General features: G+C 70.4%; 9 protein-coding genes. 4 read left to right on the top strand and 5 right to left on the bottom strand.

Going from position 1 to position 10,200, the window contains the following annotated elements:
- Window positions 1-233: 233 nt before the first annotated feature.
- Window positions 234-1,637, bottom strand: coding sequence for an aminomethyl transferase family protein (locus GVL03_RS18340; RefSeq protein WP_159502457.1), 1,404 nt, complete (start codon window positions 1,635-1,637; stop codon window positions 234-236).
- Between the two features lie 234 nt (window positions 1,638-1,871).
- Here GVL03_RS18340 and GVL03_RS18335 point away from each other — a divergent pair, with 234 nt between their 5' ends.
- From GVL03_RS18335 to GVL03_RS18320, 4 genes are read left to right on the top strand one after another with little or no spacing between them, the layout of a single operon-like run.
- Window positions 1,872-2,627, top strand: coding sequence for a PIG-L deacetylase family protein (locus tag GVL03_RS18335; RefSeq protein ID WP_159502456.1), 756 nt, complete (start codon window positions 1,872-1,874; stop codon window positions 2,625-2,627).
- Window positions 2,624-3,328 carry a 4-carboxy-4-hydroxy-2-oxoadipate aldolase/oxaloacetate decarboxylase gene (locus tag GVL03_RS18330; protein WP_159502455.1) on the top strand — a complete coding sequence of 235 codons (705 nt, stop codon included), beginning with the start codon at window positions 2,624-2,626 and terminating at the stop codon, window positions 3,326-3,328. Before GVL03_RS18335 ends, GVL03_RS18330 begins: the two co-directional genes overlap by 4 nt.
- Window positions 3,315-4,391: a 4-oxalomesaconate tautomerase gene (locus GVL03_RS18325; RefSeq protein ID WP_159502454.1), complete on the top strand. Its 1,077-nt coding sequence runs from the start codon at window positions 3,315-3,317 to the stop codon at window positions 4,389-4,391. The genes GVL03_RS18330 and GVL03_RS18325 overlap by 14 nt, the downstream gene beginning before the upstream one ends.
- A gap of 35 nt (window positions 4,392-4,426) precedes the next feature.
- Entirely contained in the window at window positions 4,427-5,374 is a 948-nt protein-coding gene (locus tag GVL03_RS18320; protein ID WP_159502453.1) for a VOC family protein, read from the top strand.
- Between the two features lie 28 nt (window positions 5,375-5,402).
- Here the strand turns inward: GVL03_RS18320 and GVL03_RS18315 are convergent, their stop codons facing one another.
- The 4 genes from GVL03_RS18315 to GVL03_RS18300 form a co-directional block, all read right to left on the bottom strand.
- Window positions 5,403-6,101 carry a DAK2 domain-containing protein gene (locus GVL03_RS18315; RefSeq protein WP_159502452.1) on the bottom strand — a complete coding sequence of 233 codons (699 nt, stop codon included), beginning with the start codon at window positions 6,099-6,101 and terminating at the stop codon, window positions 5,403-5,405.
- 45 nt (window positions 6,102-6,146) lie between these two features.
- Window positions 6,147-6,950, bottom strand: a complete 804-nt coding sequence (locus tag GVL03_RS18310; RefSeq protein WP_159502451.1) for a CmcJ/NvfI family oxidoreductase — start codon at window positions 6,948-6,950, stop codon at window positions 6,147-6,149.
- Window positions 6,951-7,011: 61 nt separating this feature from the next.
- Entirely contained in the window at window positions 7,012-8,778 is a 1,767-nt protein-coding gene (locus GVL03_RS18305; protein ID WP_159502450.1) for a helix-turn-helix domain-containing protein, read from the bottom strand.
- 204 nt (window positions 8,779-8,982) lie between these two features.
- Window positions 8,983-10,095 carry a 5-methyltetrahydropteroyltriglutamate--homocysteine S-methyltransferase gene (locus GVL03_RS18300; RefSeq protein WP_159502449.1) on the bottom strand — a complete coding sequence of 371 codons (1,113 nt, stop codon included), beginning with the start codon at window positions 10,093-10,095 and terminating at the stop codon, window positions 8,983-8,985.
- Window positions 10,096-10,200 lie beyond the last annotated feature (105 nt).

Here is a 10,200-nt window from a genome sequence, read left to right as displayed (position 1 = left end):
CCGCGGACCTCCCCCGCCCCCTTCGTGTCTCACTTGTGCAGCTTCCAGCCATCATCGAGCTGCACAAGTGAGACACACAGCCTCGGTTCGCGCCAGCATGTCTCACCTATGCAGAGCCAAGCCCCGAATGGCCTGCACAAGTGAGACACACAAGCGCGAACCGAAGGAGGACAGGGTCTGGAGTCGCATGGATGCCCGAGGGGCGCGCGCGGGGCGCCCCTCGGGGTCAGGGGCTACAGGGTGCCGGACGTGCGCCAGCCGCCCTGGTACTCCTGACGGGCGGTCTCGGCGTACGGCACCGGGCTGACGACCGCGCGCACGGCGATCTGGTCGTGCGGCTCGACGGTCGTCTTCTTCGAGCCGCCGTCGGGCTCGCCCCAGACGACGCGCACCTCGGCCCCCACTGGCACGTCGCGGTCGACGGTCGCGAGCGACAGGCCGCGCTTCTCGTTCGCGGTCACGCCGGTGAACAGCGACAGGCCGACGTTGTTGCCGTCGGCGTCGATGACCGCGTCGTAGTTCGACGAGCCGTAGTTCGCGTTGGGCAGGTCGAAGAACTGGTACCCGACGCCCTCCCGGTCGATGACACTCGTGAGGATCTTCGCGAGGTCCTCATCGTTCCAGGCGAGCGTGACCTTCTTGCGCTGCGCCTCGGGGTCGACCTTCTCGAGCGCGTCGCGTCCGATGAAGTCGTGGTCGAACTTCACGAACGAGCCGTAGCCCAGCTCCCACGGGTTCAGGTAGTAGTCCTCGATGCTCTCCGAGACGAAGGACCCCGCGAGCGCGTTGATCGCCTCGTAGCTGGTCGCCGGCAGCCACTCGCGATAGGCGCGCTCGGCCTCGCTCGTGTAGATCGCCGGGAGGGGCGAGGGGATCCAGCCCGACTCGAGCGTGTTCGAGGAGTACGCGCGGGAGCCGCAGGGCTCGATGCCGAACTCCCGTCCCGCCTCGAGGACGGCGTCGCGGATCTTCCCGTGCTGCTCGTACGGACCCCAGATCTCGAGGCCCGGCGCGCCGGCCATGCCGTGACGGAGGGTGCGCACGTTCGCGCCCGCGATCGTCAGCTCGCCCATGTGGAAGAACCTGACCTTGTCGAGCGGGCCGCCGTTGAGCTTCTCGATGATCGCCCAGGCGTTCGGCCCCTGGATCTGGAAGCGGTAGTAGTCGCGGTGCACGGCAGCGCCGTACGGGCGCGAGGGCGAGCGGTCGTCGTAGCGGAACTCGAGGTCGTACCCGCCGGTCTCGGCATGGAACTGCAGCCAGTTCGCACCCGGGGCACGGCCGACGTACACGTACTCGCCCTCCGCCTCGTGGAAGAGGATGCCGTCGCCGATCACCCCGCCGTTGGACGCCGTGGGCACGAACTGCTTCGCGGTGTTCACCGGGAAGTTCGCGAACGAGTTGATCCCGGTGTCGCTGAGCAGCTTCAGCGCGTCGGGCCCGGAGACGAAGAAGTTGACCATGTGGTGGGTCTGGTCGTACAGCACGGCCGTCTCTCGCCAGGCCTTCTGCTCGCGCCGCCAGTTGGTGAACTCCGCCGGAACGACGGGATAGATGTACGTACCGAGCTGGGAGTCACGGAGCATCTCGACGATGTTCCCCTTCTCGTCCAGCAGCTCCTGCAGATTGCGTGCCATGAGCGACACCCCTCGACTTCCTTGTCCGTTGGCTTGTCCGCGATGGTACGGAGGCCATTTCCCTCTGTCCATAGTGGTTTTCGTCGCCATGATTGTAAACAAAATCTTGACCACTCCACCAGGGGTGTGCTTCGCTGATCCCACGGATCGGCACCGGCGCCCGACGTGAGCGCTGCCGCATGCGATGCGTCAGCACCATCGGTGCGGCTCCGCCGATCGGAGACAGGAGTGAACATGCCCGAGGTCACCCCCGCGCTGCTCGTGGTCAGCGCGCACGCCGGCGATTTCGTCTGGCGTGCGGGCGGCGCGATCGCCGCCGCGGCCCTCCGCGGCGAGCGCGCGACGGTCGTCTGCCTCAGCTACGGCGAGCGCGGCGAGTCGGCGAGCCAGTGGCTGCAGGGCAAGGCGCTCGACGAGATCAAGGGCATCCGCCGCGCCGAGGCCGAGGCCGCCGCATCCGCCCTCGGCGCCGACATCGAGTTCCTCGACCTCGGGGACTATCCGCTGCGCGAGTCGCCGGATGCGGTCGCCGCCCTCGTGGACGTCTACCGGCGCGTGCAGCCGACCGTGGTGCTGACGCATCCGCTCGCCGACCCCTACAACGGCGACCACCCCGCCGCGGCGCGGATGGCACTCGAGGCCCGCGTGCTCGCGCAGGCCATCGGCGTGGCGAACTCCGACGGCTCCTTTCCCACGAAGGACGAGATCATCGGCGCCCCGCCGGTGTTCTTCTTCGAGCCCCACCAGCCCGAGCAGAGCGACTTCAAGCCGAACGTCCTGCTCGACATCACCGAGGCCTTCCCCCGCAAGCGCGCCGCGATGGAGTGCCTGCCGGCGCAGAAGCACATGTGGTCGTACTACACCGACCTGGCCGTGCGCCGCGGCGTGCAGGTCAAGCGCAACGCCGGGCCCAACCTCGGCCTCGCGCACGAGACGATGGGCGAGGCGTACGTGCGCTACTTTCCCCAGGTGACCGGGGTGCTCGAGTGAGCGGGATCGTCGTCACCGACATCGAACGTGCGGATGCGGCGGTCGTCGACGCCCTCGCCGCGCTCGGCTCCGCGACCGTGCACGAGGCGATGGGCCGCATCGGCTACGCGGGCCCGCGCATCCGGCCGATCCAGCAGGATGCGGCGATCTCGGGGAGTGCCATCACCGTCAGCGTCGCCCCCGGCGACAACCTCATGGTCCACGCCGCGATCGAGCAGTCCCAGGCGGGCGACGTGATCGTCGTCGTGCCGGTCGGCGACTCGGCGTACGGCTTCATCGGCGAGCTGATGGCCACGCAGATGCAGGTGCGCGGCGTCCGCGCATACGTCACCTCGGGCGGCGTGCGCGACACCGCGGAGCTGCGCGCGATGGACTTCCCGGTGTGGACCACGCACGTGAGTGCGCAGGGGACCGTGAAGGACACCGCCGGGTCGGTCAATGTGCCGGTGATCCTCGACGCGGTCGAGGTGCGTCCGGGTGACGTCGTCGTGGCGGACGACGACGGGGTGACGATCGTGCCGCTCAGGCGAGCCGCCGCGACGCTCGAGGCCGCTCAGGCCCGCGCCGCGAAGGAGGCCGCCAACCGGGAGCGCTACCGGAACGGCGAGATCTCGATGGACCTGAACGCGCTGCGCCCGGTGCTCGCCGACCTCGGGGTGCGCTACGCGACGCAGGCGGAGTACGGCGATGGTGGCCGCTGACGCGGAGCGCACGGGCATCCGCTGCACGCTCATGCGCGGCGGAACCTCCAAGGGCGCGTTCTTCCTCGCGGACGACCTGCCCACCGATCGCACCGCGCGCGACGACCTGCTGCTGCGCGTCATGGGCAGCCCCGACCCCGCGCAGATCGACGGCCTCGGCGGCGCGCATCCCCTCACCTCGAAGGTCGCGATCGTCTCCCGATCGAGCGATCCGGACATCGACGTCGACTATCTCTTCCTGCAGGTCGCGGTCGAGGAGCCGGTCGTCGCGGACGCGCAGACCTGCGGCAACCTGCTCGCGGCCATAGGGCCGTTCGCGATCGAGCGCGGCCTCGTCGAGGCGGCCGGCAGGAACAGCACCGTCCGCATCCGCCTCGTGAACACCGGCGATGTCGCCGCGGCGACCTTCGCCACCCCGCACGGCCTGCCCGACTACGACGGCGACACGGCGATCGACGGCGTGCCGGGCACCGCGGGCCGCATCGACCTGGAGCTGCGCGGCGGCGACAAGCCGCTGCTGCCGACCGGCCGCGTCGTCGACGAGGTCGCAGGTCACCGGGTCACGCTGATCGACAACGGGATGCCGGTCGTGCTGCTGCGCGCAGACGAGCTCGGTGTCGCCGGCGACGAGTCGCCCGCCGACCTGGAGTCCCGTGCGGATCTCCGCGCCGCCGTCGAGCACGTACGTCTGGCGGCGGGGCCGCTGATGGGCCTCGGCGATGTCGCGCAGCAGACCGTGCCGAAGGTCTTCCTGCTCTCGCCCCCCTCAGCGGATGGAGCGATCTCGACCCGGGCGTTCATCCCGGCGCGGGTGCACACCTCGATCGGCGTGCTGATGGCGGCATCGGTGGCCGCCGGCATCCGCATCCCCGGCGCCGTCGGCTCCGACATCGCGCGCCGGGGCGACACCGACGTCACCCTCCTCGAGCACCCGACCGGCACGTTCCCCGCGGCGGTGAGCGTCGAGCGGGATGCCGACGGCGTCTGGCGCGCGTCGTCCCGCTCGGTCCGCACCGCCCGCAAGATCTTCGACGGCACCGTCTTTCCGAGACCGCGCCGCTGAGCCACCGCCATCCGCCCGTCAGAGAGGACCCCACGATGACCGACTCCACCTCCTTCGATGTCGCCCATATCGGCAGCGTCGAGCTGCTCACCCCCGAGTTCGACAAGAGCCTGTGGTTCTTCCAGGATCTGCTCGCGATGCGCGTCGTCGCCGAGAAGGACGGCTCGGTGTTCCTGCGCACGTGGGACGAGTACGAGCTCTACACGATCAAGCTGACCCCCTCGGATGCCGCCGGCGTCGGCCTCACGACGTTCCGCACCACGTCCGCCGAGGCCCTCGAGCGCCGGGTCGCCGCCATCGAGGCCACCGGGCTCGGCGAGGGCTGGGGGGACGGCGAGGTCGGCACCGGCCCGACCTACCGCTTCCGCGACCCCGACGGTCACGCGATGGGGATCTACTACGAGACCGAGCGCTACGTCGCCACCGACGACAAGCCGGCGCTGAAGAACCAGGCCTCGCGTTTTCCCGGCCGGGGGGTCAACGCCCGCCGCCTCGACCACATCAACTACCTGGCGAAGGATGTGGAGGCCAACGGCGAGTTCATCGCCCAGGCCCTCGGCGGACGCGAGAGCGAGCGCATCCGCAACGACGACGGCAGGTTCGCCGCGTGGTGGTTCCACTTCTCGCTGAAGTCGTACGACGTCGTCTACTCCGACGACTGGACCCGGCACGGCAACCGCCTGCACCACATCGCGTTCGCCCCCGACACTCGCGAGGACATCCTCAAGGCCGCCGACATCTTTCTCGAGAACGGCATCCACATCGAGTCCGGCCCGCACAAGCACGCGATCAACCAGACGTTCTTCCTCTACGTGTGGGAGCCGGGCGGGAACCGCATCGAGTTCGCCAACGCGGGTGCGCGCCTGCTGCTCGATCCCGACCAGCCGGTCGTGGAGTGGAGCCAGGAGGAGCGCAAGAAGGGCCAGGCGTGGGGGATGAAGACGATCGAGACGTTCCACACGCACGGCACCCCGCTCGTCTGACCGAGCCCCTCCCGCGCGAACGGGCCCCTCATGCGCGAGGCATGAGGGGCCCGTTCGCGCACAGGGGGGTGGCCCGGCATCCGGAACAGCGGGACGGCGCGATGGAAGGGGCGCCGGTGGGCCACTGCGCGGCGAGCCGCTCCGCGATCAGCGCGACGACGACCGCCCCGGTGTCGGGCTGCCCGGGCGCCGTTTGGATCGTTCTCGTGGCCTCCGCACCCGCGCGGGCGGCCTCGGCCATGCCGTCGACGAGGGCGTGAGCGTCGAGCCCCCGGGCATGAGCGCGAACGAGGGCGTCGACGGCCGGGACGAGGGCGTCGAGCAGGGTCCCGTCGCCGAGACGGGCCCCATCCCGCGCCTGGATGCCGTCGATCGCCGCGCGCAGCATCGTCACGGCGTCGCCGACCGACAGGGGGTCGTGGCCTCTCGCTGCCACCGCTGCGCGACGGAACGCGGCCGCCCAGTCCGCGCCGACCGTGCCGCCGACACGACTCGAGATCGTCGTCGACACGGACTGCAGGAACGCGGCCGGATCCCCGGCCGCGGGGGACTCGACGTCCTCCAGGACCTTCTCGAGACCACGGGCGAGCGCGACGTCGAGCCTGCTGTCGACGAGCGTCTGCGCGATCGAGCGCACGATGGTGCGCACGACGCCGATCGACGAGAGGGCACCGCTGGACGGCGCCCTGCCGATCGACGGTCCGATGCCGATGGACGATGTGCTCATGAGATCTCCTCGCAGGGGAAAGGCATCTCGCGATCCACTCGGCCGTCAGTCCTCGAACAGCGCGAACACACGGATCTCCACGCTCTCCCGGGGAGGCACGTCGTCGGGCACGGTCGGGTTGACGAAGGCGCTGTGCGCCACCGGCCGGCGCTGTGCGCCACCGGAGTCGAAGGTGCGGAAGACGTATGCCTCGTCGCGCTTCATCTCGGATGCGTAATACCAGTCGTGCGTCGGGTTGTGCACATAGGCGATGGTCTCCCAGGTGCGTTCACCGCCGTCGCGGACGGGCAGGGTGATGTCGCACAGCTGCGCGTCGACCGGGTCGACCGAGCGCACGTCGCTGAGTCCGAGCGGCACGTCCTGCGGGGCGTCGGAGAAGGATCGCCACACGTTGAAGAGGGCGAACCGGTGCCCGCGCCAGCGATCGGCGTCCTCCCCCACGTACCGTTCGAGGAAGTCCTGAGCGCCGAGGTCGCTCACGTCGGCGTGGACGAAGGAGCCGGTCATCATCGACGCGCCCCGCTTCGTCTCGGGCGCGCTCGAGCGCAGACCGGGCTTGCCCGCGAGCCGGGTCTCGGTGGCGCCGGTCACCTCGCGGATGAAGGCCTCCATCTCCTCCGCGTAGACGCTGTCGAGCTCGTCGAGATCCCGGAAGTCCCGCACCGCGGTCGGGCTCTCCAGGAAGGCGAACCCCTCGGCGTCGAGGGAGGTCGGGCCGCTCGCGCGCAGATCGTGCACGGTGACGGGCCAGTTCTTCAGGGGGAGCGCGTTGAAGTCCGGGCGCACGTCCGGTGCCACGCGCTCCTCCGGCGTGTAGTAGGTGATCTCCGTGTCCACGTCGATGTGCATGAGTCGCTCCCTTGCGTCTGTCCACGCTCACGCTAGGAGGCGCCGGCCGTCGGGAGAGGTCTCAATCCGGCACGGTGTCGTCCGGGCGACTCGTGGCGGTGCGGCTGCTCGGCATCTGGAACGGGAACTGCCTGAGCTTGCGGTACATGGTGGAGCGCGAGATGCCGAGCATGTCGGCCGCCAGGTCCCGTTTCCATCCGGCGTTCTTGAGCGCCTCGAAGATCAGCTCGCGCTCCATCTGATCGATCGCGTTCCCCGACGTCCTCACTCCCCCGGTCACGATCGAGCGGGGCAGGTGCTCCAGCGTGATACGGCCGGCATCCTGCGAGACCAGTGCGTTCAGGATCACCCGGCGCAGCTCGCTCACGTTGCCCGGCCAGTCGTGCCGGGTCAGCACGCCCAGCACCTCGGGGCTGCAGCCCACGTGGCCCGCGCCGGCCGCGGCGAGGATGCCCGCGACGATCGTCGGGATCTCGTCCTTCCGAGCGCGAAGCGGGGCGCAGTCGACCGTCACCGGGAACGCGCGCGCCACCTCGTCGCTCACGCCGGGACCGACGGTCGCGACGCACCAGGACGAGGCGTCGCGGGCGAGGCCGGCGACGCTGCGCTGCAACTCGGCGGGCAGCAGATCCAGGTTGCGCACGAGCAGGGACTCCCCCTCGAGGCGTCGGCGCAGCAGATCCAGCCACGCCGACGGGTCGTGCGCCGCATCGGCGGTGTCGATCTCGGGCAACGGGCCGGAGGCACGCACGAGGTGCGCTCGTCCGGCCCCCTCCTCGCCCCGGACGAGACTCCAGATGCCCCGGTCACGTGCGCGTTCGATCACGCGCGCCGCGGTGGGAGCGGCCGGTGCGATCCCCGAGGTCGTGGCGGAACGCTCCCGCTGCAGCGTGGCGATCACCCCCGTGCGATCCGGCCCGATCTCCAGCGCCCGGCACCGCAGCCGATAGGTGTCCCCGCCCATGCTCACCGTGAGCGCGGCGGACCGACCGCTGGTCACCGAGTGCTCGACGACGTCGCGGACGTTCTCGAGGTCCTGGGGCCGGTTGAGCAGCTGCTGCGCGGCGGCGTTCATGGTGCAGAAGCGGTCGCTCATGACCAGCGTCGGCGTCGAGGGCTTCATGGTCTGGCGCAGGAACTCGTCGAACAGCACGCGGTCCCCCTGATCCGTCGCCGCGGCGAGGCGCTCGCTGATCGCGTCGGCGATGCCGAGCGCGTACGGGACGATGATCGGACGCGTGCCGGCGACCATGCTGCAGACGACCAGCACGCCCTGCGTGCGTTTCAGGGCGTTCCGGATCGGCAGCCCGAGCGAGATGGCCCTGCGCGCATGATCCTGGTAGTGCTCGTGCCCGACGACGAGATAGGGCCTGAGGCGCACGAGCGCGAGCCCCGCCCCGTTCGTGCCGGCCTCCGGCTCGCCGAACTGCGCGCCCGGCACGCTGCCGATCTCGACCGAGGCGTCGAAACGGGAACGATCGCCGGCCACCGGAAGGATCTGCGTGCCGTTGCGATCGAGCACGAACCCCCAGAGATCGGCGCCGTCGCACTGATCGGTCATCTGATCGAGCAACGGTCGCGCTGCCTCGGCGAGAGGCTCGCTGCCGGCCGTCGATTCCGGCGCGGTGCGGATGACCCCGTCCCGGGGGATGCCGTACTCCTTGGAGCGCCGCCACGACTGCAGGATGTCGGTGCCGACCGCATGGGTCGGGTGCGTGCCGTCCCACGATCCGTCCAGGAAGGCCTCACGAGCGCGTCTCGTGCGGTCGAACACCTCCGGGTCGATCCGGGCGGCGATGTCGAGGCCGCGCGACAGGGTGAGCGTCATGTCAGATCCTCACTGTGACGACGTTGTCGAGTGATGTAGTGCGCCTTGACGCGAGAGCGTACACCGCGTGAGAGGCGTGCGACGCGCCCAGGCCGGACCTTCATCGTACGTCGCCACGAGCGCCCGGCGGCGCGGCCGGATCGTCACAGTGCCGGATTGACACGTTCGCCCCGCCGGCCGGGCCGATCGGGGGACGCGCGGGGGTCAGCCCCAGACGGTGCGGGCGATCTCCGTCACGGAGCGGATCTTCGCCCACTGCTGATCCTCGGACAGCGTGTTGCCCTCCTCGGTCGAGGCGAAGCCGCACTGCGGGCTGAGCGCCAGCTGGTCGAGAGGGACGAACCGCGCGGCCTCGTCGATGCGGCGGCGGAGGTCGTCGGCATCCTCGAGCTCGCCGGTCTTGGTGGTGACGAGCCCGAGCACGACGGTCTTGTCGCCTTCGGGCAGGAAGCGCAACGGCTCGAACCCGCCCGCGCGCTCCGAGTCGTACTCGAGGAAATACCCGTCGTACGCGGTGTTCGCCAGCAGCGCCTCGGCGACCGGCTCGTAGCCGCCGGACGAGATCCAGGTGGAGCGGAAGTTGCCGCGGCACACGTGCGTGGTGACGACCAGGTCGTCGGGTCTTCCCTCCAGGATGCGGTTCAGCAGTGTCGAGTACCGCTCCGCGATGCCGTCGGTGTCGATCCCCCGCTCGCGGGCCTTGGCCAGCTCTGCGTCGGAGCAGAGATACGCCCATGCCGTGTCGTCGAACTGCAGGTAGCGGGCGCCGGCGTCGTAGAACGCGGCGAGCGCGTCGCGGTAGGCGCGCACGAGGTCGTCGGTGATGGCCTCGCGGCCGTCGTACGTCGCGAGGTCGATGTGCCCGGGCTCGAGCCGGAAGTCCAGCACCGTCGGGGCCGGGATCGTGAACTTCGGGGTCGCCCCCGTCTCGGCCGCCGTCGCCTGCAGGGCGCGGAAGTGGGTGAGGAACGGATGGTCCGCCGAGAAGCCGATCGGCCCGGAGATCTCGACGCCACGGGGCGTGGTCTGCACGCCCTGGAACTGGATGCCGTGGTCGAGCTCGACGATCTCGACGCCGTCGAGCAGCCCGAAGAAGTCGAAGTGCCACCACGACCGGCGGAACTCGCCGTCCGTCGCCACCCGCAGACCGTTCTCGGCCTGCAGCCGCACCAGCTCGGCGATCTGCGTGTCCTCGACGTCGCGGAGCGCATCGTCGGAGAGCGTCCCCTCGGCGTGCGCACGACGCGCATCGGCGAGGACGGCGGGCCGCAGGAAGCTGCCGACGACATCGGCACGGAACGGTGGTCGATCGGTCATGCCTGCGATCGTACGCGGCCTCCGCATCCGAGGCATCCGGCCGGTCACGCGCGGTCACTCACGCCCGCCCCGCGCCTGTTCGGCGCCGGGGTGGGGGTGGGGGTG

Source organism: Microbacterium sp. 18062 (assembly GCF_902706225.1).
In the GTDB taxonomy this organism is placed as follows: domain Bacteria; phylum Actinomycetota; class Actinomycetes; order Actinomycetales; family Microbacteriaceae; genus Microbacterium.
The sequence above is the reverse complement of the archived record's forward strand: the minus strand, read 5'-3'. Positions and strand labels throughout refer to the sequence as shown.

What these genes read in the sequence shown, in the direction of transcription:
- GVL03_RS18340 (WP_159502457.1), bottom strand. Translation starts at nt 1,637, where the DNA reads ATGGCACGCAATCTGCAGGAGCTGCTGGACGAGAAGGGGAACATCGTC.
- GVL03_RS18335 (WP_159502456.1), top strand. Translation starts at nt 1,872, where the DNA reads ATGCCCGAGGTCACCCCCGCGCTGCTCGTGGTCAGCGCGCACGCCGGC.
- GVL03_RS18325 (WP_159502454.1), top strand. Translation starts at nt 3,315, where the DNA reads ATGGTGGCCGCTGACGCGGAGCGCACGGGCATCCGCTGCACGCTCATG.
- GVL03_RS18320 (WP_159502453.1), top strand. Translation starts at nt 4,427, where the DNA reads ATGACCGACTCCACCTCCTTCGATGTCGCCCATATCGGCAGCGTCGAG.
- GVL03_RS18315 (WP_159502452.1), bottom strand. Translation starts at nt 6,101, where the DNA reads ATGAGCACATCGTCCATCGGCATCGGACCGTCGATCGGCAGGGCGCCG.
- GVL03_RS18310 (WP_159502451.1), bottom strand. Translation starts at nt 6,950, where the DNA reads ATGCACATCGACGTGGACACGGAGATCACCTACTACACGCCGGAGGAG.
- GVL03_RS18305 (WP_159502450.1), bottom strand. Translation starts at nt 8,778, where the DNA reads ATGACGCTCACCCTGTCGCGCGGCCTCGACATCGCCGCCCGGATCGAC.
- GVL03_RS18300 (WP_159502449.1), bottom strand. Translation starts at nt 10,095, where the DNA reads ATGACCGATCGACCACCGTTCCGTGCCGATGTCGTCGGCAGCTTCCTG.